Below are 25733 nucleotides of genomic sequence, written 5' to 3' on the forward strand. Positions count from 1 at the left end.
GCGTATTTTAATGAGCATCGCCCTATTACCAGTTAGAATTAGAGAGCCACTAAAAACAGGAACAGGTTTTCTCGAACCGACAGGATCAATCGGTTGGGGTGGATTTACAGTCAATGAACTCTTTTCCGCAGTGGTATTTTTTATCAAAGCGCATTGTGAATTCTTTATGTTGATCACATTGCGTTGGAGAGGAATTATCTATGAATGCAGAACATGCCTGGCAGGCAACGGTTGGTCAGCTTCAGCATGATATGTCAAAGGCAGCTTTTGATACCTGGGTTAGCAGTGCAGAATTAATCGCCTATAACCGGGACGAAGGCTGCGTGGAAATTGGCGTTAAGAACGCGTATGCCCGTGATTGGCTTGAGAACCGATTGAGCACCACCATTGCCCGGTTGATGACAGGTATGTTAGGTCAGCCGGTTATCCCACGATTTAAAGTCTGGAGCGCAACAAAATCGACCACCGATACGGCCGCGCCTGTGGTTGAAATCGTTTCGCAAGCTCCCCCACAGGAAAGCCCCAACATCAACAGTCGCTACCGTTTTGATAATTTCGTAGTTGGCGCTGATAACCGCCTGGCACATGCCGCCTGCATGGCGGTGGCAGAAAACCCGGCGCGAGCTTACAACCCCCTGTTCCTCTACGGGGGTGTGGGCTTGGGTAAGACCCACCTGCTGCACGCCATCGGGAATGCATGCTTGCCCGAAGGATTGAACGTGCTGTATGTTTCCTCAGAGGAATTCACCAACGATCTGATCAACGCCATCCGCACCCACACCACGGCTGCTTTCAGAGAAAAATACCGCCAGGTGGACGTGCTGCTGATTGATGACATCCAGTTCATCGCCGGTAAGGAATCCACCCAGGAAGAATTTTTTCACACCTTCAACACCCTGCACGGTCAGAATAAACAAATTGTGATCTCATCAGACCGTTCGCCTAAATCGCTATCAACGCTGGAAGAGCGTTTGCGTTCCCGCTTTGAATGGGGTTTGACAGCCGATATCCAGCCGCCCGATGTTGAGACCCGGCTGGCCATCCTGCGCACGAAAGCTGAACGCGCCGGGCGTGACGTCCAGGCGGATATCCTGGAGATGATCGCCCGTAAGGTGCAATCCAATATCCGCGAGCTGGAAGGCGCACTCAACCGGGTGCTGGCCTTCTCGGATCTGAGCGGCATCCCGTTGACGCTGGACCTGGCGCACCAGGCACTGGCTGATTTCCTGCCCCAGGGCGCCGACTTAAAGCCCGATGATGTACTGGCGGCTGTTTCCGCTGCGTTTGGCATCTCGAATGAGCGCTTGCTGGGCCGCGAGCGCACGCGGGAGGTCGCCCTGCCGCGCCAGGTGGCGATGTACTTACTGCGCGAGGAAGGCGGGGTGTCGCTGCCCCAAATCGGGGAATACGTGGGCGGGCGCGATCACACCACGGTAATTTACGCCTGCGAGAAGGTCACCGATTTGATGGAGACCGACGACCGTTTCCGGCGCCAGATATTGACTCTGCGCGAACAGCTCTACGGTCACGCCAGCGTGATGGTGTAGTTTTTTGGATGATTTTTGTTCTGCACAATACAAGGCTGGGTCTGAACAGGTTGAAACACATTTTTTCAGCTACCCGAACTTAAACACCCCACGAGATTGCTTTTCTAACCGTCTATAACCCCTCACCGCGGATCAACACCCAGACAGTTTTGATCGTGATGTAAACATCCAACCAGATCGACCAGTTGCTGATGTAGTACTCATCCAGTTGCAGCCGTTCTTGAAATGAGGTGGCATTGCGTCCCATCACCTGCCACCAGCCGGTAATGCCCGGCCTTACCTTCAAGATCACCCTGGCGGACGCGCCCATGACCGGCAGCTCTTGCGGCAGGTAACTGCGCGGCCCGATTAAATTCATGTCTCCTTTGAGCACATTGATGAACTGGGGCAGTTCATCCAGGCTGTAACGGCGTAAAAATTTTCCCACCCGGGTCACCCGCGGGTCGTTGACCAATTTATGGTAGGTTTGATATTCCTGTTTAGCTTCCGGATCAGCATCCAGGACTTCCTGGAGTTTCCCCTCTGCGTCTTCAAACATGGTGCGAAATTTATAGCTGTCAAAAAGCTCGCCGTTTTGTCCCAGGCGTTTTTGAGTGTAAAGGATGGGACCTTTGGAGTCCAGCCGTACCAGCAGGGCCAGCAGCAAAAAGATCGGCCAGGTCACCAGCAGCAACAGGATCGTCAGGATCATATCAAAGATACGCTTGATGATCGTTTCCTGTTTGTTGAGCAGGTGATAATTGGTCTCAACCGCCAGGGTACCGTGAATATCAATCGTTCGCACCCACAATGAGCCGAAAGGCGCTGTATCGAGGATAAAAAGGATATTCGGGAACACATCCCGCAGCCACTCAAATTCAGCAGAATTAAAATATTCGATGGGATTGGTTAAAACCACATGTTGAATCCTGGATTGCGTAACCAGGTTTTGCAGAGCTTGCTGGTCTTTTACGGGCTCCACCCCCAAGATTGACTGATCTGCCCGCGCGTCAGGGTCGAAATAATAGACAGGGCGAAAGCCCAAACGCCGGATTTGAAGCAATTTGTCAATAACGGGCACAGCCCGCTCATGTGAACCGATGACCACCATCGGTATCCCCCACCAGGCGAAACGGCTGAAGCGGTTGCGTATCGCAAAGCGGCCCAGCATCATAAACATCGCGGATAGAAACCAGGTCAGCACAAAGATCATACGGGAGAATGCCATCCCCAACTGCTGCAAGAACAGAATGACTCCCAGAAAAATCGATGCCAGGCTGACCACATACAACACTTTTTGCATCTCCTGCACAGCAACCAGACCAAATCCGGGATACAGTCCGTTCAACCAGGCGAGAACAACGATGAAGATCACAAAGAAAACCAGGCTGTTGATGATCAACTGCCAATTAACCATCCCACCCATGGTGGGTATGAGGATGTAACGAATTGCCGCTGATAGCACAACCGCAAAGCTGACCGTGATGATGTCAGCCAGGATTAATAATCCGATCACCACACGATTGCGGTTTTCGAGTAAGGTTTTTTGCATTCTTGGTTGATCCTGGTTTTTTTTCATGTCAAATTCTCTCGGATAAGGTTTGCATACAAAACACTTAACTTTGTTGACATGAGCCAATTTTACCGCGATATTTGATCAGCATTTTAAAAGCGCTATGGATGTGGTGAAAATTGGCTCTGCTGAAAATTTTTTTGCGCCCCTCAGCTAAATGGGCATGGTAAGCCTGTGCAAAGGGCACGTAACACACCTTCCAACCCTGCTGCCACATTCGGCAGCACAGATCCTCATCTTCAAAATACAGGAAAAAGCGCTCGTCCATCAAACCTACCTGTTCGAGAGCAGTTTTGCGCAGCAACAGGACTGCCCCGGTGAGCCAATCCACCGCGGTGATGCCCTTGAAAACATCCCTGCTCATCAGGTAATGATCAACCGCAGGCAGATGTTTACACAAGGCATCTAAATGAAGGGCGCGGTAGATCAACACCCGAAAGGAAGCAAATCGACGCCGTGAGGGTTGCACGCTGCCGTCAAGATTAAGTAATTGCGGACCGGCAACGCCTATGCGCTCATCCTCCGCCATCACCTGCATCAGATCAGCCAGCATTCCAGGCATGCAGATTACATCCGGGTTAAGTAAAAGGTAAAAGTCAAATTCAGGATTTTGGGTGATCACCTGGTTGACATTGCTGGCAAATCCTCGCGGATGGGCGTTTTCCAGCACCTGAACCTCAGGGTAGGTGTTCGCCAACCAGGTCTTCGTTGTTGTGTCCGCTGTATTGTTGATCACAAATGCCGTAAATGAACCCGGGAAGCTCTGCTCATGGAGGGATTCGATGGCTTTTTTAATCATCTCTCCATGGTTATGGTTGATGGTAATGACGGCAAGTTTGTCCATATGTTTTTTGTTTTAAAAGCGAAAATGTGTCGTTGCATTCATCAAATTAACAGAGGATTGTTTTCATTACCGGTCAGAATTAAAATAAAAATACCGGTATTGTGTGAATCAAATTTTACCACAGGGATTTTCGATTAAAAATAGCGCGTTAAGCTGGAGATTGAATTATCGCTCACCACGCACCTCGGCCTGCAATTGGCCATAAAATTCGATCATATAGGCATGGCGCGCTTCGGCTATTGCCCTGCCGCTGGCAGTGAACAGGCGCTCTTTGACATGGCGCAGTTTGAAAAGAAATTCATGATACGAGGAATAGGACTCGCCCGGTTCTGTTTGACCGGTCTGCATGAACTGATGTGAGGGTTCAGTGTACACGGGCTGACCATCCAGCGCGGCGTAGGCAATCGTTCGGGCAACGCCAATTGCTCCCAAAACATCCAGCTTATCGGCGTCAAATAGAACCTTGGCTTCCAGAGTCTCCGGTTTTTCGCCCCGGTCGCGAAAGCGATGTGATCGGATGCAAGCCTGCACGGCGGCAATTTGTTCCGCCGGCCAGCCTTTTTTAGCCAGCACCTCGCCGGCAAACTCTGCCGAGGCGAGGTGATGTTCTGCCCGCAGGCTGTCATTTTCTCCGGGTGCGCTGCCCCGTGAATCGTGAAGCCAGGCAGCTGCCCGCACAATTGTTAAATCTGCGCCTTCCGCCTGTGCCAGGCGTTCAGCCATTCGGTAAACGCGCAGGACGTGCTCAAAATCGTGTACCGGGTCGGCATCACGGTACCATGCGCGCGCTTCTTCAATACGAATCGGTTCCACGAATGTTATGCTCCTGCCTTTCCAGATTAGCGGATGATAATATCCAGAAAACCTGTCAAATACCCAACAACAATAAGAATCGCAATGATGATCAAGGCGACTCGGATCAATTTCCAGGCAAATTTAAACACAGGTCGCCCCAGGAAAAACCCTGCCAGCAAGATTGCTGCAACAATAGCCAGAGTATAAATGGTCTTTAAAGGCATCGTAATCGTCACCAGCACCGGTCTAAGTTGTGAAAATTGGGGCAGGTTAACCGACCGGGAAGAGCTTGCCCCGTTTAATCACATGAGATACAAGATTGGTGCCAAAACGGTAACCAAGATGCCGAAAATCGTTAACGTTTAGAATCAACAGGTCTGCCTGTTTGCCGGGCTCGATTGAACCGACCCGGTTTTGCAGCTTCAGAGCCGCGGCGGCATTGATGGTCGCGGCAGCGATGGCTTGTTGTGGCGACAGACCCATTTTACGGCATGCCAGCGCCAGGATGAACTGCATGGATTCGCACCAGGACGTGCCCGGGTTGATATCGGTTGCCAGCGCTAACAAGGCATCGGCTTCGATCAATGCTTTGGCCGGGGTGAATTCGGCTTCATTCAACCCGAAGGGCGTTCCGGGAAGTGAAACCGCCACGGTCTCAGAATTCGCCAGGGCTTTGATATCTTTCGGCGAGGTTTTTACCAGGTGGTCTGCCGAAACAGCCCCAAGCGCTGCGGCCAGGGCTGCACCGCCCAGGTTCTCAAATTCATCGGCGTGAATTTTCAGCGGGAACCCCAAATCCCGGGCTGCTTCCAAAATACGGCGAGATTGGGCCAGGTCGAAGGCGCCGCGCTCACAAAATACATCCACAAAGGGCAGGGGTAGATGCGGGGCCTCGCTTTGCCACCAGGCGTAGATTCCGGGAAGCATCTCCTGGCACAGCAAGTCGACATATTCATCGGGTTGGTCCTGATATTCAGGCGGCACGGCATGCGCACCCATAAAGGTGGGGATCAGCTCCAGCGGGCCTTCCTGGTCAAGCGCCACAATCGCCCGCAGTTGGTTGATCTCACTTTCGAGGGTCAGACCATAGCCGGTCTTAACTTCCATCGTGGTTGTCCCATGGTTAAAAGCAGCCAGGGCACGCGGGCGAGTCTCTGTCACAAGCTGCGCCACCGATGCCGCACGGGTCGCCCGCACCGTCGACAATATCCCACCGCCCATGGCCAGGATCTCCATGTAGGGCTTTCCCTGCTGGCGCAGTGAAAATTCGTCAGCCCGATCTCCAGCCCACACCAGGTGGGTATGGGGATCCACAAACCCGGGCATGACCACCCTGCCGCCCGCATCGTAGCGCTCAGCGGCGGGGTACGCAGCAAGTAGCGAATCGCTCTTCCCGACAGCCAGGACCTGACCGGACTGAATGACCACAGCACCATTTTCCACAATGCCGAGATTCCCCAACGAGTGACCGCGTTGCGATCCGCCTGCCAGGGTCAGGATTTGACCTGCATTATGAACAATAAGCATATTTGATTGATGTGTTTTCATAGCTAATTAATTATACCAGCGGCCAGGGATAAGCCCGGCGATCCTCAGGGGGAAGGGGGAATTGACCGCGATCCAAAAGCGCTTGCCCGCGCGTTTGCAAAGCTGCAATTTCATCCGGCTGCAAATGCGGCTGCAAAGCAGAGAAAAGGCTGCCTCCAGGAGAGGCTTCTGGTACGACCCTGGCAAGATCCAGGCACAGCTCAGGTGGAATCCGTTGCCCGGCATGGTCCCAAACGACTGTGCGGAGCTTATCCTCCGTGTGGAAGCTGAGCCCATGATCAATCAGGAACAACTGACCTTCCAGGCTGATCAGCATGTGACCGGCTTTGCGGTCGGCATTGTTGATCAAAATATCGAAAAGCATCACCCTGGGCAGGTGTATGCGTTGTTTCTGATTGAAATTGAAATAGTGCCGTTCAGGGTCGTGGTCAACGAATAACTGCAGAGAGCCCGGCCCCATGGACGCCCCTTTAACCCTGAAAATCGTCGGCGGAACCAGGCCCCAGCCCAGCGCTTCACTGACCTTGTAAGCAGCAACTTCTCGCTGAGCGAGGGTGCCTGTGGGGAAATCCGGCAACGGGCGCTCGCCGCGCAAGGGTTTATAGACGGCTTTTAAGGTTTCGCCGCTGTGCTGGCACAACACCATGAAGGTGTAATTGGAACCGTATATGAACTGACCTTCCAGGTGCAGGGTGCCTTGCTGCAACGCTGATAGGGTGAGGGCTTGATTCATTTTACAATCGACATCAAGGGGTGGTTTTGTGGCCGTTATTCTTAGGAGAGAATTCGCCCGGCGGAAGGATGGGCTCACCTGTGGATGGCCACACCGGGCGGCCACGACTGGCAAGCTCGATGCCCCAGCGTCCCATCGCCCACAACTGAGAGCGGGTGCACCAGAAGCGCACTTCGCTGAGCTCATCTTCCGATTCGGTCATCATGGTAGGAACTTCATTTGCTATCAACACCAGCTTATCATCATCAGGCTGGTAGCCCAGGCTGAGTTCACCTACGCGAAATAGTGGGTCCAACGGGGGATCAAGTATCATCTCGTTTTCATCGTAGCTTGGCGACGCCTCGGACAGACCTGCTATTTTTTCCTGCAATTCCATCATCAGGTTTTCAATTGCCAGCGCCAAAGTCTGGATCTGGTATTTTTCCACCAGTAACGTGACGACCTGGTCATGGCTTCTGCCCTGCAGGTAAAAGACACGTTCCCCGGGCTGCCCAATGGCGTCCACGGTGATAAAAGTAACCGGATTCAGGTCGATATTGAAGGGTGCCATACTTCATCCATTATTCAGCAAGTTAATCCGATTGGATTTTACCGAATAAGCTCATGTTAGTAAATAAGGTCGGTTCAAACCCTGGCGGCATCGGCAGGATACCGGTCGAAGTTTTTAATTTCTAAAACCCTGCTCAGGGTAGTTAAGAAATATCGATATTTTGATCACCCAAAAAACCCTTTAATTTTTGGATCAGGGTATCCGTTAAACCCGTGGTGGCATTGGGGAAACTGATCTCGTACAGAAAGCCATTTTCCCTCACCCGAAAGGAAAAGCGGTCGTGGCCGGGTCGCGAAACCAGGATATCGTGAATGCGGCGCATCCGACGGACATCCTGCTGCTTATCGCCGCAGGAATTGAGCGTGAGGGTGATGCAGCGCGGTTTCTGATCCGTCTGCGGCAGCGGATCCGGCTTTGGCAGAGAAAAGTTCAGAACATGAAAAGGTTTTTGAGGGGGTTTTTCACGTAACTTTTCCCCCTGACTGGAAGCAGGCTGCTGAAGCTGCTTCTCAACGGGTTCGCTTTTTCCTTCTGGTTGGGATGCGTCAAGATCATTTTTCCCAGTTTCATGATCTTCTATCGCCGGATTCTCAGCCGGTGGCGCAATATCTTCAGGTTGATGAAAATCATCTCCTCGCGACAGATCGTCATCAGGAATAGCTGGCAGCAGATCTGCTGGTGGCAAATCCGGCAAAAAGTCCTCCAGCAAATCGTCATACAGATCAAAAGCTGGTTCTTGAATTTTATCTGGCTGGTCGAGGCTCAATTCATGCAAAGAGATCGGCGTAAGGGTATCCACCAGGACTTTGGGCTCGCCCTGGGCTGAATCCACCCGACCTTCTGCCAGAACCACCTGGTCCATACTCAACACGTGATAGGCGCTTTCCCACACTTTCGGGAAAATCACCAGATCAATTTGTCCAAACAAATCCTCCAGGGTGGCAAAACCCATGCTGTCGCCCTTTTTCGTCTGGTGCTGTCGAAATCGATTGACCATTCCGGCAACAATCACTGCTTCTTTTTCTTCTGCTTCAACAAGCTGGTAGGAGAAGTGGGTCACCCGTTCTGCGAGGGTTTTCTGGTAAGCGCTGAGGGGATGATCTGAGACATACAACCCGATCAGCTCTCGTTCCCAGATGAGTTCTTCGTGCTTGTTCGAATACGCCGGTTCTACCAGTTCAATGGCAGAATCAACCTGTTCTGAAGCATCGAACAGCATCATCTGACCGGCTTCCTTGGCTCGGAAGTAGCTGCTGCTGAACGCCAGAATACTATCCAAGCTGTTTAACAGGGCATGCCGTGAGCCGAAGGAATCAAGGCTGCCGACTTTGATCAGGCACTCAAGGGGTCGACGACCCACCTGGCGCAGGTCGACGCGGTGGGCGAAATCCGTCAGGTCTGAAAAAGGTCCGGATTGCCGTGCTTCCATGATCAGCTCAACCGGGTGTGAACCGACATTCTTGATCGCACCCAATCCAAAACGGATGGCTGGCGGGCCATTTTCTCGGTCTTCAATGCTGAAGTCGAATCCGCTGGTATTGATATCAGGCGGTAAAACGTCAATCCCCAATGAACGGCAGTCTGCCACATAGGTAGCGACTTTACCGACATCGTTTTTCCAGGCTGAGAGCAGGGCGGTCATAAATTCAACCGGGTAGTGATATTTCAAGTATCCCGTTCGCACGGCGATCACGGCATAATCGGCTGCATGACTTTTATTAAATCCGTATTGGACAAATTTTTCCCAGTCACGAAAGATCAATTCAGCTTCTTCCACGCTGAGCTGGCTGTGCCGCATCGCCCCCTTGATAAAGGCACTGCGATGATCTTCAAGGTGGCCTTCCTGCTTTTTGGCGATTGCCTTGCGCAGGCGGTCCGAATCGCTGGGGTCATATCCAGCAATCTGAATGGCTGCCTGCATAATCTGCTCCTGGTAGATGGGAATCCCAAAGGTGCTTTTAAAGATGGGTTCAAGCGCGGGATGTGCGTATGTTGGCTGCTCTCTGCCGTGCATGCAGTTAATGTAATTGGGTATAAATTGCATGGGACCCGGCCGATAAAGGGCAATCATATCAATTAAATGCACCAGTTCGCGCGGTTTCATCTCTGTAATATAGCGGGTCATGCCCGAACCTTCCAACTGAAATAAACCCGTGGTATGCCCCTGACTGATGAATTCAAACACCTTCGGATCATCTATCGGAATGGAGCGCAAGTTATAGCTTTTACCATGTCGTTTTTGGATCAGTTCGCAGGCGCGCGCCATGACCGTCAGGGTGACCAGTCCCAAAAAGTCAACCTTCAATAAACCCAGATCATCAATCACCGACATCTCGTACTGGGTGACGATGTTGACCGGGTTGTCTTCGCTCTGGCTGGTCGGGCGGTGCAGGGGCACGTACTCCACAAGCGGCCTGTCGGTGATGATCAACCCGGCAGCATGAGTACCTGCACTGCGTACGGTTCCCTCCATTTGGCTGGCAGTGTCGATCAACTCGCGATAAAACCCACCGGATTGATACAGCGCTTGCAGTTCTCCGGACTCGTGTAAAACTTTCTGGATGGTAACAGGCTTACCCGCAATTGCCGGAATCAGTTTGGCAACTTTATCAACCTCGGGGATGGGGATATCCATCACGCGACCAACATCACGGATGGCGCCGCGCGCCCCCATCGTGCCAAAGGTGATGATTTGGGCGACCTTATCCTCACCGTATTTTTCCGCGCAGTACTGCATCATCTCAGCCCGGCGGTCGTCCTGAAAGTCCAGGTCGATATCCGGCATGCTCACGCGACCTCTTTGCAAAAAGCGCTCGAACATCAGATCGTGCTCAAGCGGGTCGATTAGATTGATATCCAGCAGATAAGCCACCAGTGAGCCTGCCACAGATCCACGTGCGTTATACCAGATGCCCCGCTCCTGAGCATGCTGACACAAATCCCACACGATTAAGAAGTAAGTGTCAAAACCCATCTTGTGAATCACATCCAGCTCATAATCCAGGCGCTGGCGGATGCGCTCATCCCGGGTATCCTTGCCATAAATCCGGTTCGCACCCTCCTCGCACAGGTATCGGAGGTAGCTGGCGGCGGTGTAGCCTTCGGGAACGGTGAACAGGGGCAGGTGATAACCGGTGTGGCTCAGGTCAACGTTGCAGCGTTCGGCAATCATTAACGTATTCTCGATTGCACCAGGGACGTGACCGAACAGCTGTTCCATCTCCTGCGGCGTTCGTAAATAATAGGTATTGCCATCCATGCGCATCCGGTTAGGATCGCTGATCAGACTGCCGGTTTGGATGGCGAGAAGGATATCCTGCAAGCGGGCATCTTCAGGACGAATGTAATGCACGTCGTTTGCAGCAATAAAATCAAGGTCATAGCGTTCGCCAAATTCGATCAATGTCTTGTTGACCTGATCCAAACCACGCACCGGGTGTTGTTGAAGTTCAATAAAAAAACGGTCCCGCCCAAAAATATCCAGGTACCATTTAAGATGTTCTTCAGCCAGTTCGATTTCGTTATTAAATAATGCGCGGGGAATTTCAGCGGAAAGGCAGCCCGTGGTCACGATCAACCCTTCGTTGTGCGCTTGTAGAAAAGCGCGATCGATCCTCGGACGGTAATAAAAGCCTTCCAGTTGCGATGCAGAAGCAATTTTCAACAGGTTTTGATAACCCTGCATGTTTTCTGCCAACAGAAGCAAATGGGCTGCGCGCTTATCACGCAGAGGGTCACGTTCCGTCATCCCGCGGGCAGCCAGGTAGGTCTCCAGGCCGATAATGGGTTTGATGCCCTCACCGACAGCCGCTTTAAAAAATTCCACAGCGCCAAACATGGTACCGTGGTCTGTCAACGCGACGGCAGGCATCCCCAGTTCCTTCACCCGCGCCACCAAGGGTTCGATCTGGCTGAATCCATCTAAGATGGAATATGTCGAGTGAACGTGAAGATGAACAAAAGACATGGTCAAAAACGCTGGTTAATAAACCGGTAAAAAATTGCGTCCCTGCTGAAATTCCCAGGACGCTGACAAGTGTAAATCATTATAGCACGACAGTTTTCTTTTTCACCCCAACAGCCTTAAAAAGAACGGTATTTTAAGGCTGCAGCTCTGAAGGGGAAAAATAAATTTATAAAACTTCAATCATTTGTTAAGGTTAGGGTTTTTTTTGGGTCGAGGGTAGCGAGTTGTTTCAAAGATCCTTTGTGCATCCGGACAAGAGATGTGTTTGAAACACCGGCGGCAAAAGGGTTCAGTTAAACAAAAAAACAGCGCAGTGTGGTTACACTGCGCTGTTGGATTTATGGCTGACTTAAAATCGGTTGATATTGACGACAATGTAGGGGCTGCGCTTGGTCTCTTCGTACAGGTAAGACTTCACCGCACGTAACACCTGGCCTTGAAGGTTGCCGTCTGATGATCGGAGGGTTTCCTGTATCCTCGTTTTCACCCCATCCAGTATGGGTTGCATCTCATCCATCAGGATGAAGCCGCGGGTGATGATTTGTGGGTCGCCATTGAGCTGACCGGTTTGATCATCAATAACCAGGTTAATCACAACGATGCCATCCTGGGCAAGGCTTTCTCGCTCTCTGACGATGCTGCGATCCACATCGCCCACACCGCTGCCATCGACAAAAATATAGTCCCCCGGGATGCGCTCTGCCAGTTGTAGTTCGCCGTTCACCAGCTCGATGATCTGACCATTTTCAACCACGCAAATATTTTCTTTGGGCATACCGACTTCTTTTGCCAGCTTGGCATGCTGCTTAAGCATCCGTAGTTCACCATGAATGGGGATCAGGTACTTGGGTCTCACCAGGTGTAGGAGCAATTTGATCTCTTCCTGGCTGGCATGTCCGGAGACATGGATGGGTGCAATGGCTTCATAAATCACATCGGCACCACGGCGGAAGAGCTGATTGATGGTGCGATAGACGGGCTCTTCATTGCCGGGTATGGGTTGCGACGAAAGAACGATGGTATCGCCTTCGCGAATGTCAAACTTGCGATTCGTACCATTGGCAAGACGACCCATAATTGAACGGGGTTCGCCCTGGGCGCCCGTGCACATCAACACGACCTGGTTATCAGGCATGGTCAGGGATTGTTCAAGGGTGATCACGAGCCGCTCGGGAAAGTCCACATAGCCCAGCGAGCGAGCCATATTCATATTTTCCACCATGCTGCGACCGGTAAAGGCAATTTTGCGCCCATGACGTTCTGCAGCATCAGCCACCTGCTGCATGCGTGAGATCAGTGAGGCAAAGGTGGCCACAAGGATGCGCCCTTTAGCCGTTTCAAAGACCTGGTCGAGGGCTCCCTCAATCGTACGCTCGGAGGGCGTCCAGCCCGGTTCCGTGGCGTTGGTAGAATCCGCCAGCAGCGCCAGGACGCCACGCTGGGCAAATTCAGCCAGTTTGGCATAATCTGTGGGCCAGTTGTCAACCGGCGTATGGTCAAATTTATAGTCGCCGGTGTGCACCACCAGACCGGCGGGCGTCTCAATGCCCAATCCAACGCCATCGGGGATCGAGTGGCAAACATGAAAGAAATCGACGGTAAACGGACCAATGCTGATCTGTTCACCGGCGTTTACAGGTCGCAGGTCTGCTTTCGCCAGCATCCCATAACGGCTGAGCTTTACCTCCAGCAAGCCCAGGGTAAGTTTGGTAGCATAGATCGGTGCGTTGACCATCTCTAACAGGTGCTGAACCGCCCCGATATGATCTTCATGACCATGGGTGAAGATCATGCCGCGCACCTGGTCGCGCTTGTCTTTGAGGTAGTGTTCAAAATCGGGAATAATATAATCTATCCCGAGCATATCATTTTCTGGGAACATTAGGCCAGCATCTACGATCAGGATATTATTCCCGTATTCGTAGAGGGTCATGTTCTTTCCAACCTCACCAAGCCCACCAATTGGGATGATTCTTAATATTTTATTTTTGTTCATTAAAATTCATTCCTTTACCAACCGAAAAATAGCGGTTGATTGATAATATTTTTTTTAAAAAATGGGGGTTCCCATTTGAAGTCAAAATTAACAGCCAGGGCTTTTATAACAAAAAGCCCTGCGGTACCAGGCCGATCAGGGCAGAGCAAAAGATAATTTCGTCCAGAAAATCAGTCTTGATAAGATCTGTAATCGTCGCCAGCCCTCAACCCGTTGCATTTCAATAAAAAATTTTAGCATGCAGGCCGGGTAAAGTCAATTTTTAGCAGGAACTGTTAACAAAGCATTGAGAAAGATGGATAGCAATTCTCGTGGGCAAAACCGAAGGCGGCGTTTGAAGTTTAATCAAACCAAAGCTTAAATTTCCAAATGGAGTGTGATATAATGTGATTCTCACATGGCCCTCTAGCTCAACTGGCAGAGCAGTTGACTCTTAATCAATTGGTTCGGAGTTCGAGTCTCCGGAGGGTCATTGATTATTTAAATTAGCAAACTATCAGCAGTGGGTGGGGAAATAGAAATCGGGATGTACCTGCCACGGTTGTGTTTCCGGACGTTTTATAATTGTGTGGATCTGGAGTACTCCGTTTTGACGGATACTTGTGTAAGCTCGAATTTCAGAGGGGTTCATTTTTTTAAGCCACAGAACAACCCGGCTAAATCAACGCTCCAACCCGCTACTCCCGGATCAGCCCTGCATCCTGGAGGGCTTGCTGCAAGCGGGGGTTATCGCGTGGGTCTGCTCCCGTGAAAGCGTCCTCATCAGGAAAGCCCAGTTGGATGTACAGGGTCTGCCCAGCCGGGTCAAAGGGTTGCAAAATCACGATCCCATCAAAACTCAGGGTCGACAGGGGCGACCAAAACCCACCGGCATAGATCGGCTCCTGATAGGCGACCACCACAAAGGGCACACCAGCGGAGGGCAAGCCGCTATAAAAAAGGGCGATCAGCCTCGCATAAGCTTGCTCTGTGAGGTTGATGCCGTGGTGCTCCCAGTCATAGCTGACCAGGTCATCTGTTTTTAGGATGGGCACCGCATTCAAAGGGATCTTGTCAAGCGCATAATTTTTCAGGTCGGGGCTTGTAATCTGTGAATCTCCCACCAGGTAAATCGCAAAGGGTTCTCCTTCGAGGGCGGCGGGTTCGACTTCTTCTTGGCTTTGACAGCCGCATAGAAGGATCAGGATCACGATCAATGCAAGGACGCTTTTCTTCACCATCTTCACTCCATGATTAAAAGATGCTGACCCGTATCATCTGATGCTGATTTTGTGAGCATCAATTAATGGACAGCGCTGTATACTATACCACATTAAACCCTCATACCTGCGACCAATGGTGTTCGTAATTTTGTTCACATTATTCTTTACCAGAGAGGTTTTTCAGCATTCGCCAGGAGGGCTCATTCACATGATGGATGATGCCATCCGGATCTCGATACGACCAGATGCCCGGGCATGAATCGATGACTTCGTAGCCCATACGCCGGTATAAGCGTAATGCATCCGGGTTGTCTTTGGCAACGTTGAGGGTGACGTAACGAAATCCGCGCTGCCACAGATCGCATTCGATGAATTTCATCAGGGTGCTGCCCACACCTCGATTGCGCCATTTCTCCTTGACCCGAAAGGAAAAGACATAGGCACGAGTTTTCCCGTCCGCCGCATTTCGATCTCCACTTCGCAATGCGACAAAAGCCTGACCAATCATATCTCCACCGGGGCTCACGACAATCCACAGCAAAACATCCCCCTCCAGGCTGCGGTTAAATAAATCCGCAAACATTTCTCTGAACTTCCAATATTCCCCGTCCCATTCAAGGGCGGGCAGATCCGCGCGGGTCGTTTGGCGGATGAGCAGGTCTGTTAACGGGATTTCGGTTTCTGCATCGGTGTTGGAAGCCATGATGGTGTTATGAATTGCGCCCGTCAGTGGCTGCGTCGTCCAGCAATTTCTGAAGCAAAGCCTGCTCTTCTTCGGCGGTCCGCACTGAACCATCCAGCCAGGCGGCGCGTAAAGATGCCAGGATATGTCCAAAGACCGGGGAGGGGCGCAAGCCCATCCCACGTAGATCATCCCCGGATAGGGTTGGTGTGACCAGAGCCCACTGGGTGACAAATTGTTGCACCAGCCTGCGAACGTCCTCGTCGGGGGTGATCAACTGGGCAGCAAAAAGCGCTGTTCGGGGGTAATTCTCCAGTTCAAGCACAACCTGGCTGGGCGGGGCGCCCACCAGACCGGGTAAGTCATGGACGATCTTGCTGGTTGCCACCATCAATTTCTCGAAATCGCTTCTCCAGCGTAATCTTGAAGCAATTGAGCGTAAACTTGATTCAGGCAGCCGACCCAACCATACCAGGAAGCCAAGCATCTGCCTGAGGGTCAGACTGTCATATTCGTCAGACAGTTCCCAAAACGGTTCAATTTCAAGATGGTTGAGCTGGTGTAATTGGGTTTGAATGTCATCATCCCAGGGCAAGGCAGGATGGATGGCATACAAAATTCCCAGTTCATCAAGGCGAGAAAGCATTTTGGGGGCATAAGGCTCTGCCAGGATAAGGGCAATCTCATGCCTGATTCGTGCACCAGAGAGCCGCTTGAGCAGGGGCAGGCTTTCTTCCATCAGAGCCAGGGTGCGCGGCTCGATTTGAAAGCCAAAACGCTGCTCAAAACGCACTGCCCGCAGTAAGCGGGTGGCATCATCAACAAAGGACAATGCGTGCAACACGCGGATGCGCCCTTTGCGCAAATCCGTCAACCCGCCCCAATAATCATGAATTTTGCCAAAATGCTCCCCATCCAGGCGCAGGGCGAGGGTGTTGATGGTGAAATCGCGCCGGTGCAGGTCCATTTTTATGCTGCTGCTTTCTACAGTAGGCAAGGCTGCAGGTTGTTCATAAAATTCAGTGCGCGCGGTAATCAGGTCAAGGCTTCTAGGCAGGTTTGAAAGTTCAGCCTGGTCGCTAATGCCGAGAAACGCACTCAGTTCTCCGACAACCTCCTCGATGATCCATTTTGCGGTGCCAAAACGATGGTGTGTGAGCACTCGTCCGCCAAGCCGGTGTGCCAGGCGGTTAGCAAAGAAGATCGCATCTCCTTCTACCACAATGTCAAAATCAAGGCTGAGATGATCAAGTAGCAGGTCGCGCACAAAGCCGCCAACGACAAATATCGGCAGATTGACCTTATCGGCTTCAACCGCCAGGGCGCGTAACAATGCCAGGCGCGCGGGAGGGACAACCCGAACCAGCCTTTGGGCAACCTCTTCCTGGGTAGGCACATCCAGCACGGGGCTGAGCGTCTTTAGAAGGTCTGTGCGGGTGACAATCCCGATAATTTCGCCGCTATCCGGCGCCACCACAGGTATCTGCCCCCAATCTGTTTTTGCCATCAGGGTTTGCAGGGTTTCCAACGAGGCATCCGGGGTGATTTTCACATCACCTGCTGCCATCAAGCTTTTTACGCGTAGATCCAACCCGTGGCTGATCGCCCGGTCCACCTCGCGCCGATTAAGTAAACCGACCACCTGCCCCTCTTCGACTACCGGGTAACCCTCGTAGCCATAACGCTGCATCAAACGATGGGCCTCCTGCACCGGGGTATCCGGAGAGAGGATCAGCGGGTCTTTCGACATGATCGATTCCACGCTCACCACCGGTTTAACGTGTTGATCCAGTCCAGCGATCATGCTGGAATACTGTTCGTCAAGAAACCGGAGAAGCTGGGTTTTATCAGCAGAGCCTTCGGGCCTGACCAGCGCTGAGGCGGCGCGCGTGTGTCCACCGCCCCCCATGGCTTCTGCAATGGCGGCAACATTGACCCGGTCGCTGGTTGAGCGTGCCACCAGGCGGATGCCCTGCCGGGTGGCAACCAAAAGCAAGAGCGCATCGGGGTTGAATACATCACGCATTTTATGCGCCACGCTGGATATTTCATCTTTAACATCCAGGGCGTTAGCTTTTGCCACCATGATGGTTTGATCTTCGACGAGAAACGTATGAAGGTCCCTTAACAGCCGTTCATAAAGATTGCGCTGCCCTGGTGTTAGCGGCGGGTAGAGAAAACGGTTGACAATGTCCAGATCTGCGCCCTGGGACAAACAGTACCCGGCAGCCAGCAGGTCTTCAGCAGTCGTAGAGCCATAGGTGAAGGAGCCCGTATCCTCATATATGCCCAGGGCTAATGTTGTTGCCTGGATGTGGGTCAGGGCGATGCCCTGCTCACGGATGCGTGCCACCATCTGGCTGGTATTGGCTCCGTAAGATACCAGGTGACACTCCCATTCCGGGTTGAGGTCTTCCCGTTGGGGGTGATGATCATAAACCACAATGCGGGTTTCTTTGCTCATCCCCTTGATAGTGATCAAGGATTGGGTATCCACCAGGAAGAGCGTTTCTACCGGCTCGCGTGGCAGGTCTTTGTGGGCAACATAGGGTAGATCGGCGCCGTACTGCTCCAGGAAGCGCCGACCGTTACGGTTGATGCTGCGGGGTAATAAGGGGATTACATCCGGAAACAACAGCCAGGCGCCCAACTGCGAGGCAAGGGCATCCATATCAGCTTGCTCGTGAGTCATAATCACGTTCATGATCTAATCAAACCACCAGTACACTTGATCGTCGAGGTTAAAGAAATTATAAACCGTCTGCGAGAGTCTGGCGAATAATCGATTGCCATGGTCAAAATCCATTCGCTCAGCATCATATAGGAAAATGTTCACAACATAATCACCGCCCGGGGAAAAGACAATCGCCACATCGCTGATAAACCGCAACTGACCATCCAGGTCCTGCACCCAGCCATGTTTGTGGGCGGCTTTCGCCTCAAGCCCCAGGCCGGCTTCGATCAACAACCCGATGCGGTTGCCAGCCAGGATGTCAACCATCAACTGGCATTCCGACTGGGTGATCTCTCCCGGAAAGGTCTCAGTGAGCAAACCGCTTCCATCCTGTGCGCAGGTGTAGATCGCTCCCAACAGCAGACCGACTTCTGAGGGCACGGTCTGGTTATAGATATCCGGGTCGAGGAAAACATCCGTACGGGTATTGGCAGGCGTTTCAAAACGTTGTAAGAGCGGTGCGCCCAGGTAGAAGTACCCGGCAAGGAAGGTGTTCTCCATGCCCAGCTCGACCAGGTCTTCACTGACGATCAACGGACCGCGCACTTCGTCCAGGTATGCAGACATGAGCGTGTCTGCCGGCGGATTTTCGGAGAAGGCAATCATTCGCTCAAATAAGTTCACCACCGGCTGCGGGGTAGGTTCGTCGATCCGCCGCAGGACTGAGACCATGATCGGGATCTTGATGGTGCTGGCGGCGGTATAGGCGATGTCCGGGGCAACCAGCTCGCCGTGACGTTGGGCAAAATGGATGCTCTGCCCGGAGCTCAACGAGAGCAAATAAACCTCCGCCAGGTCATTAAACCCGATCCAGTCGATATTGTGACGCAAGAAGGTTTTCAGCGCTTCAATATCTGCCGGCTCAGGGGCGCTTTCCGTCAGCAGCAGTTCAACCGCGGTTTGAGCAGGGTTGAGCAAAGCTGCCTGAATAGCGGTGACCGCCCGGTCAACCTGCAGGCGGGTACCGGGTTCACCAGCGGAGAAGTTCGTTGTGTTGAGGATGGGAGTGGCTTGAGTAGCAGGCTGGGAATAACGCGGCACAATCTCGTTCTGCAGAAAAGCATGAATCTGCTCTGTAGCGACATTGGCGGCAAGAGAGACCTCAATGGGTGTTGAAGGCTTGTTCCGGCCTTGTAAATAATCCCAAAACCGACCCCGATCAAACTGGCTGGCAGCTTCAGCAACCAGCGCATCAGGGTCAAAGGTGAAGCCCAGGGTCTGTCGATCGGCGTGGATGGTGCTGCCATCGATGGTTAACACCAGGGGGAGGGCGTAGAACTCAGCCAGCCTGGCTTGGGCAGATGGAGCATCCAGGCCGCCAATGGGAACGCCTGCGACGTGGCTGCCGGCCGGAAACAGGAGCGGCTGGCTTTCAAACCGGTTGTGCTCTACCAGGGTGATGACCAGACTGCACAGGATAAAGAAGGCTCCCAAACCACCCAGAACCCAGCGAAAGGCTTTAGATTTCATGTGCATAACCGCTTTCTGACCATGGACTGATTTTACCACCTTGCCATGCTCACGCCGATAGCAAGCCCTTATGACCCAGGTGTTATTGAGGGATGAATTAAAATTTGGGTGCTGATTTGTGACCTATTGACCGGTCACAGTCTCAGACAGCCCGCTTTTTCCCGCGCAGGAAGAAGGCATAATACATCCCGATGGCGATGATGTAGGTGATGATTGTGCCCGTAAAGGGCGGGCCAAAGCCGTAATTCACCTGCATCCACCCGCTGAGCACCGGGCTGAACGCCCGCCCAAAGCTGTTGACCATGCTGTTAAGGCTGGCCACCATGGCGCGGGAATCGGCCTCAACTTGCTCCATTACAAAAGTCTGGTAGACGGGGGTGCTCATATTCATCAGGGTCAGGCGGACGAAATACGCGCCTGCGCTCATCCAAAACATGGGTGAAAAGCCCAATATGATTAAAAAAGGAATTGAGATTGCCTGGCTGAAGACCACCACACGAATCTTGCCATAGCGATCGGCAAAAGCCGGGGCGAGGATCAGGCCCACCCCCATGGCTAAAGAACCCCAAGCCATCAGCGCACCAATCACCGGGTCAGGCTGTTGGTGTACGTTGCTGAAGAAAATATTCATAAAAGGCATGATTAACCCGGCGCCAATCGAGGTGACAAACATGGGTAGCAGCAACTTTGCCAGCAACCCCGGGTGTTTCCGGCCAAAGGCAATCGGTGCGAAGGCTGCGCGGCTCTCATGTATTTCTTTGTCCCCCCTCAGTGCCAAGCGGGGAATGACCGTGCTGATCACCAGCGCGCCCGCCATGCCAATTGCCCAGGCGTAGGCAGTTGAGCTGACGGGGGACACATTGAAAATTTTGCCAAACCAGGAGGGTAAATAGCCGCCCAACCAATCACCGGCAGAATTGGCGGCCATCTGCAAGCCTGATTGCATGCTGAACAGGTAAGTGCGCTCCTCTTCACCGCTGTTTTCCATCATAAACGGGCCGCTGACCACGGCGCCCAGGCTGGAACCAATGCCCATCAGGATGTTTGTGACAATCAGGATGCCCGTTGAGGGGAAGCCCACCATGAATATGATGGATGCGCCGGTCAACAGGACGGCAAGGACAAGGGTCGACTTTCGCCCCAATCGGTCGGCTAAATAGCCCATGGGCAGGGCGGAAATCAACACGGTCATGCTGTTGACCGTCGAGAGCAGCCCCATAAAAGTTTCATCATAACCCAGGCTACGCAGGAAAAAATTGAACAGGATACGATGAATACCGAACCCCGCCCCATAGATGATGATGCTGATTAAATAAATCCGCGCATTAGGGCTAAATGCGCGGACGCGTTTAATGTAGGTTCTGACCACTCCCTCCGGATTGTGAGGCGGTCTTTGCTGAGACTTCAAATTGAGTTACTCTCCGGAGAGGAAAATCCGCAGTCGATAAATGGTTGTGTCCAGCCCGCTAATGCGCAGGGCGTAGCGCCGTTCTGCCTTGGGTGAAACCGTCACGCTGATCATCCCAGCCAGGCGCAGGTTTTGCAGGTGGTGGATCACCGTTGGTGGCCGTAATCGCAGGATGGCAGCCAGTTCACTGAGATTGGTGGGGCCGTTTTCACGCAAATAATGCAGAATTCGCAGACGGGTGGGGTCGGCGATGGCTTTTAAGGCATTCAACAATTCATCCGGAACCAGTTGCCCTGGAATCAGGGCTGTTCCCTCCGGTCGAGCGCCAAACAGGATGATGCCGGTTTGATCGTCTAACTTATCAGAAAACACAAAGGGTGCACCCCAAAAAGATGGCGCCATGATCAGGGTTGAAAACTCACTGACGGATTCCATACGCACCCCGGTTGAAAGGGTCTCCAGCACGGTTAATAGATCATGCTCACGGAACAGGTTTTGGACATCCTTCAAGGCTTGCTCCTGGGCAGGTTTGATCCGAACTTCTTCCTCTCCGAAAAAATTGTTGATATAAGCTTCCAGGGCAAGGACCAGGTCGTTCCCGAACTGCTCACGATCAACCCAGGCTTCAAAGACGGTGCGCAAGTATTCCTTGGTAACGCGGAATTGGTTGGGGAGATAAGACGTGATTTGTCTTTCGATTTGAGCCGTCAGGCGTTGTTTGCCGTTTAACGATAAGAGGTAGTTTTTCTGTTCTACCTTTTGTTGATCGGTCTTGTCTGCAAACACAAGTGCAGGTAAGCGCTCTTCCGGTGATAGCGCTTTGAGTGCTTCCATGACAGTGGCTGCGTCCTTTGGCTCAGGGAGCGCATGCAGCCACGCTAATGGGACGTAGACCACCCTCTGGGTTCGCTCTAAGGCATCGCGCAAGTGGATCGGCAAGCGTGAGCGCACGCCCGCTGCCCAGGAAGGGCGCAAGCCATACTCTTCAGGTCGATGCAGAATATACAGGCTGGTGAATAGGTCATAGGCGCTGCCTTTGTCCCACAAAATTTCAGGTTGTTGCTTCATGAATTCTCCTCACAGATTAAATTTACGTATCAATACATTGTTTACAAATTAGATATTAATCTAATTTTAGAAATTTGTCAAGGTTAAATGAAATTAAAAATACCTTTTTTGGAAACCATACGTACGGTTACCGGTCTGGTCGATTATTTGCTTAAAGACCGCGAATGGCTATAATCCCACTATGCGCAATCCGAAATTAACACGGCTGCTGATGGGCTTTTTGGTCGTCTTTGCCCTGCTGGCATTGATGCTGGCTGTGTACTACCTGCCACCCGTGCACGAACGGCTGGCATGGCGGGTGTCCAGCCTGCGTGCAAAGGTGTTTTACTTTTTTAATCCTCCCGGCAAGGTAGTCTTCTCACCAGGGCAACAGGAAGAGATGGACGCCATCGTCTCCATGACATTAACTGCCATGCCGTCGACATTAACTCCCACACTTAAACCCTCACTGGCACCCACCGTGTTGATGACCTCCACCCCGACGGAGACGCGGGTTCCCACCATCACGCCAACTGCCATTCCCGACAGCGTCATCCTGCAAGGGGTGCGCCATGAATACCAGAAGATGAACAACTGTGGCCCAGCCACCCTGGCTATGGCCCTATCCTATTGGGGCTGGGCTGGCGATCAAGAGACAACCCGTCCCTGGCTGCGCCCTCATCCGGATGATCGCAACATCATGCCCGAGGAAATGGCTGCGGCTGTTAAAATCCACACCGACCTGGATGCGTTGGTGCGCTCCGGCGGTGATACACACATCCTCAAGCAGTTCATTGCTGCTGGGTTTCCCGTGATCATCGAGCGTGATATGGGCGATGTTCGCCCGAATGAGGATTGGACCGGGCATTATGGCGTCATCACCGGTTATGATGACAGCCGCGAAAGGTTCATCTTGCAGGATTCTTTTGTTATGGCGGATTATCCCCTGGCTTATGTTGATCATTACCGCTACTGGCGGGCGTTCAATCACATCTACGTGGTCATCTTTCCCCCTGAACGCGAGCCGGAAGTCCTGTCGATCCTTGGAGCGCATGCCGATGTGCACTTCAATCTCCAGCACGCCGAGGAGATAGCGCAGGAAGCCATTAACGAGCTTGATGGCCGCGATCTATTTTTCGCATGGTTCAACCTGGGCACCAGCCGGGTGAACCTGGGTGATTATTTCGCCGCCGCCCAAGCCTACGACCACGCTTATAATGTGGTCTACCCCACCATCCCATCAGCGGCGCGTCCCTGGCGGATGACCTGGTATCAAACTGGCCCATACGCAGCCTATTATTACACAGGTCGCTACCAGGACGTGGTTAACCTGGCGACTTTTACAATTGTGAATTCAGGCGTTCAAGAAATTGAAGAAACCTGGCTATGGCGCGGTCGCGCTCGCCTTGCGCTGGGTGATGTTGATGGTGCTATTGATGATTTTCATACTGCCTTAAAATTCCACCCGGGATGGGAGGCAGCACTGGCAGAACTTAATAACCTGGGGGTTAGCCCCTAAAAGGGGGCGAATTACTGCGTAATTACAGGCTGCATACGCAATTTTGCATAAATTTCTCTAAAGGATATAATCTCAACTATGCCAAACGCCAAGCTCAGCAAGATATTAATGATCGTATTGATCATTATCGCCACCAGCGCATTATTATTAGCCATTTATTTCCTCCCTCCGGTCCATAATCGCCTTTCCTGGCGGCTCGCTTTACTACGAGGAAATATTTACAATTATTTCTACCGTCCTGACGAGAAAATTTTTATCCCAGGTCAACAAGAGATGATGAGCACAATTGTACTGACGTCTACAGCCACCGAAGCGTTTCCCACCGCTACCGTACAACCTTCAGTAACGCCCACAAATTTTGTCTCTCCAACACCAACAGAGACACAAACACCCACCCCTACAGCCACCCCACTCCCATCAGCTATTCAATTAGAAGGTGTGATTTATGAAAAGCAGAGTTTCAACAATTGCGGGCCGACTAACCTCTCCATCGCGCTGACTTATTGGGGCTGGGAAGGTAATCAGACGGTGACAGCAGCATGGTTAAAGCCAAAAATAAATGACAGAAACGTCATGCCTTATGAAATGGTAGATTTTGTTCGCACTCAAACTCACCTGGGCGCTGTGCTACGCTGGGGCGGTGATCGTGAAACCATAAAAAAATTCGTGGCTGCGGGTTTCCCGGTGCTGATTGAGCGTGGTTACCTGGAAGAAATCCCAAAAGACGGTTGGATGGGACATTATAACGTTATCACCGGATACGACGATGATCGGGAAGTTTATATCGTACAGGACACCTACCCCGGTATCCCCAATGCAATCAATAGCTATGAACGTGTTGAACGGCATTGGCGCGCTTTCAATTACATCTATATCATTATCTATCCACCCGAGCAAGAAAGTAGGGTGTTTGAGCTTCTTGGTCCACATGCCGATGAAGCCTCCAATTTGCAGCATGCTCTTGATAAAGCTCGAATGGAATTAGACTACCTTAGCGGGCAGGAGTTGTTTTTCGGCTGGTATAACGTGGGAACCAGCTTGGTAAACCTGCAAGATTACTATGGCGCTGCCCAGGCTTTTGATCAAGCCTTTGTCGTGTACAATGAGCTTGACCCGCCACCATATCGACTGTTCTGGTATTCCACTGGAGCGTATTTTGCCTATTATTACACAGGACGTTACCAGGTCGTGATCGATTTAGCTAATATGGTACTGAAATCATCTGCGGAACCCGCCATCGAAGAAACCTGGGTGTGGCGTGGACGTGCTCGATTGGCTTTGGGCGACACTAACGGCGCGATTAATGATTTCCGCGAGGCTTTAAAATGGCATCCCAACTGGTGGGTGGCAAAAAATGAGTTGCAGAGTTTAGGAATCTGGGATTAGAAATTTGAAATTTTGTAAATGGAGGGGGGCTGCGTCATTAACAAAGAGGCTGTCTAAAAAGGCAGCCTCTCTTTTCATGTTTAATCAATTATTTCTCAAGCTTCAGATGACTTTGCTTTTTCAGCCTTGGCTTCAGATTTAGATTCTGGTTTGGATTCTGGTTTGCTCTCGGTTTCCTTTTTGCCTGAATCCTCCCGATCGCTATGGTAGGTTTGACCAGAGGGCGATCGGTTGTCCGTTGCATAAAAACCCTTGCCTTTGAACACAATTCCCACGGGTTGGTAAACTTTCCGCAAAGCCGGTTCGTTGCACTCCGGGCAGACGGTCAGAGGGTCGTCGGTGAACTTCTGAAATTGGTCAAAGCGCACGCCGCAATTTTCGCAATGATAGGTATAAGTAGGCATTTTTAACTTCCTGATTGTTAACCAAAAAAATTATAGTCCTCTTCAAATCGATTGGCAAGCGTACATCGCTCCTTTTAACAATTTTCTTACACCTCGCCAGCCGCTGCCCTTGACCGGGGACGGCATATGGAATAAAATTCAAATTCTGATTGATGCCCTCGTAGCTTAATGGATAGAGCAACTGCTTGCGGAGCAGTAGGTTGTGCGTTCGAATCGCACCGAGGGTATTTTTTTTTCCCAGCCCGGCAAACAGAGACCAACAAGCTGGCTCTTCACGCTTGAAGATTCCCGAAAAATTTTGACGCTAAGGGGGGTGATTCTCGCTTAATCCCAGAAAAGACGGGCAAGC

The 25733-nt window shown here is 51.9% G+C and carries 19 protein-coding genes and 2 tRNA genes; 5 read left to right on the forward strand and 16 right to left on the reverse strand.

Features of this window, described 5'->3' with window-relative positions; genetic code table 11:
- Positions 1 to 200 precede the first annotated feature (200 nt).
- On the forward strand, positions 201 to 1547 hold the full coding sequence (gene dnaA / locus CFX1CAM_RS00005; RefSeq protein ID WP_087861029.1) for a chromosomal replication initiator protein DnaA: 1347 nt from the start codon (positions 201 to 203) through the stop codon (positions 1545 to 1547).
- A gap of 112 nt (positions 1548 to 1659) precedes the next feature.
- On the opposite strand, the gene wbaP is transcribed toward dnaA, so the two are convergent.
- The 9 genes from wbaP to CFX1CAM_RS00050 all read right to left on the reverse strand — a co-directional run bounded on the left by wbaP (position 1660) and on the right by CFX1CAM_RS00050 (position 13532).
- Positions 1660 to 3078, reverse strand: a complete 1419-nt coding sequence (gene wbaP / locus CFX1CAM_RS00010; protein ID WP_157891609.1) for an undecaprenyl-phosphate galactose phosphotransferase WbaP — start codon at positions 3076 to 3078, stop codon at positions 1660 to 1662.
- A gap of 64 nt (positions 3079 to 3142) precedes the next feature.
- Positions 3143 to 3943, reverse strand: a complete 801-nt coding sequence (locus CFX1CAM_RS00015; protein WP_087861031.1) for a glycosyltransferase family 2 protein — start codon at positions 3941 to 3943, stop codon at positions 3143 to 3145.
- 165 nt (positions 3944 to 4108) lie between these two features.
- Positions 4109 to 4756: an HD domain-containing protein gene (locus tag CFX1CAM_RS00020; protein WP_087861032.1), complete on the reverse strand. Its 648-nt coding sequence runs from the start codon at positions 4754 to 4756 to the stop codon at positions 4109 to 4111.
- A gap of 26 nt (positions 4757 to 4782) precedes the next feature.
- Positions 4783 to 4962: a hypothetical protein gene (locus tag CFX1CAM_RS00025; RefSeq protein WP_087861033.1), complete on the reverse strand. Its 180-nt coding sequence runs from the start codon at positions 4960 to 4962 to the stop codon at positions 4783 to 4785.
- A gap of 46 nt (positions 4963 to 5008) precedes the next feature.
- On the reverse strand, positions 5009 to 6286 hold the full coding sequence (gene hutI / locus CFX1CAM_RS00030) for an imidazolonepropionase (RefSeq protein ID WP_087861034.1): 1278 nt from the start codon (positions 6284 to 6286) through the stop codon (positions 5009 to 5011).
- Positions 6287 to 6296: 10 nt separating this feature from the next.
- Positions 6297 to 7019 (reverse strand): SCO1664 family protein, encoded by a 723-nt coding sequence (locus CFX1CAM_RS00035; RefSeq protein ID WP_087861035.1) that lies wholly within the window; start codon positions 7017 to 7019, stop codon positions 6297 to 6299.
- Between the two features lie 13 nt (positions 7020 to 7032).
- Positions 7033 to 7569 (reverse strand): DUF3090 family protein, encoded by a 537-nt coding sequence (locus CFX1CAM_RS00040; protein ID WP_087861036.1) that lies wholly within the window; start codon positions 7567 to 7569, stop codon positions 7033 to 7035.
- Between the two features lie 142 nt (positions 7570 to 7711).
- Positions 7712 to 11536, reverse strand: a complete 3825-nt coding sequence (locus tag CFX1CAM_RS00045) for a DNA polymerase III subunit alpha (RefSeq protein WP_087861037.1) — start codon at positions 11534 to 11536, stop codon at positions 7712 to 7714.
- A gap of 349 nt (positions 11537 to 11885) precedes the next feature.
- Positions 11886 to 13532, reverse strand: coding sequence for a ribonuclease J (locus CFX1CAM_RS00050; protein WP_087861038.1), 1647 nt, complete (start codon positions 13530 to 13532; stop codon positions 11886 to 11888).
- A 399-nt stretch (positions 13533 to 13931) separates the two neighbouring features.
- Here CFX1CAM_RS00050 and CFX1CAM_RS00055 point away from each other — a divergent pair.
- A tRNA-Lys gene (locus tag CFX1CAM_RS00055) sits at positions 13932 to 14004 on the forward strand.
- Between the two features lie 205 nt (positions 14005 to 14209).
- Here CFX1CAM_RS00055 and CFX1CAM_RS00060 read toward each other — a convergent pair.
- The 6 genes from CFX1CAM_RS00060 to CFX1CAM_RS00085 form a co-directional block, all read right to left on the reverse strand.
- A complete protein-coding gene (locus CFX1CAM_RS00060; RefSeq protein ID WP_087861039.1) occupies positions 14210 to 14752 on the reverse strand; it encodes a hypothetical protein in 543 nt (180 codons plus the stop codon).
- 139 nt (positions 14753 to 14891) lie between these two features.
- Positions 14892 to 15437, reverse strand: a complete 546-nt coding sequence (locus tag CFX1CAM_RS00065) for a GNAT family N-acetyltransferase (protein ID WP_157891610.1) — start codon at positions 15435 to 15437, stop codon at positions 14892 to 14894.
- 7 nt (positions 15438 to 15444) lie between these two features.
- Positions 15445 to 18120 (reverse strand): CBS domain-containing protein, encoded by a 2676-nt coding sequence (locus CFX1CAM_RS00070; protein WP_087861041.1) that lies wholly within the window; start codon positions 18118 to 18120, stop codon positions 15445 to 15447.
- Between the two features lie 3 nt (positions 18121 to 18123).
- Positions 18124 to 19620, reverse strand: a complete 1497-nt coding sequence (locus tag CFX1CAM_RS00075) for a serine hydrolase (RefSeq protein ID WP_162287634.1) — start codon at positions 19618 to 19620, stop codon at positions 18124 to 18126.
- Positions 19621 to 19762: 142 nt separating this feature from the next.
- Positions 19763 to 21028, reverse strand: coding sequence for an MFS transporter (locus CFX1CAM_RS00080; RefSeq protein ID WP_087861043.1), 1266 nt, complete (start codon positions 21026 to 21028; stop codon positions 19763 to 19765).
- A 6-nt stretch (positions 21029 to 21034) separates the two neighbouring features.
- A complete protein-coding gene (locus CFX1CAM_RS00085; protein WP_087861044.1) occupies positions 21035 to 22096 on the reverse strand; it encodes an ArsR/SmtB family transcription factor in 1062 nt (353 codons plus the stop codon).
- A 181-nt stretch (positions 22097 to 22277) separates the two neighbouring features.
- Here CFX1CAM_RS00085 and CFX1CAM_RS00090 point away from each other — a divergent pair, with 181 nt between their 5' ends.
- Positions 22278 to 23594: a C39 family peptidase gene (locus tag CFX1CAM_RS00090; protein ID WP_087861045.1), complete on the forward strand. Its 1317-nt coding sequence runs from the start codon at positions 22278 to 22280 to the stop codon at positions 23592 to 23594.
- A gap of 78 nt (positions 23595 to 23672) precedes the next feature.
- Complete coding sequence (locus tag CFX1CAM_RS00095) at positions 23673 to 24980, forward strand: C39 family peptidase (RefSeq protein ID WP_087861046.1); 1308 nt, start codon at positions 23673 to 23675, stop codon at positions 24978 to 24980.
- Positions 24981 to 25075: 95 nt separating this feature from the next.
- Here CFX1CAM_RS00095 and CFX1CAM_RS00100 read toward each other — a convergent pair whose 3' ends face one another.
- Positions 25076 to 25384, reverse strand: coding sequence for an FmdB family zinc ribbon protein (locus CFX1CAM_RS00100; protein ID WP_087861047.1), 309 nt, complete (start codon positions 25382 to 25384; stop codon positions 25076 to 25078).
- Between the two features lie 154 nt (positions 25385 to 25538).
- On the opposite strand from CFX1CAM_RS00100, the gene CFX1CAM_RS00105 reads away from it, so the two are divergent.
- Positions 25539 to 25611, forward strand: a tRNA-Arg gene (locus CFX1CAM_RS00105).
- Positions 25612 to 25733 lie beyond the last annotated feature (122 nt).

Origin of the sequence: Brevefilum fermentans, from assembly GCF_900184705.1 — a bacterium.
Classification (GTDB): domain Bacteria; phylum Chloroflexota; class Anaerolineae; order Anaerolineales; family Anaerolineaceae; genus Brevifilum; species Brevifilum fermentans.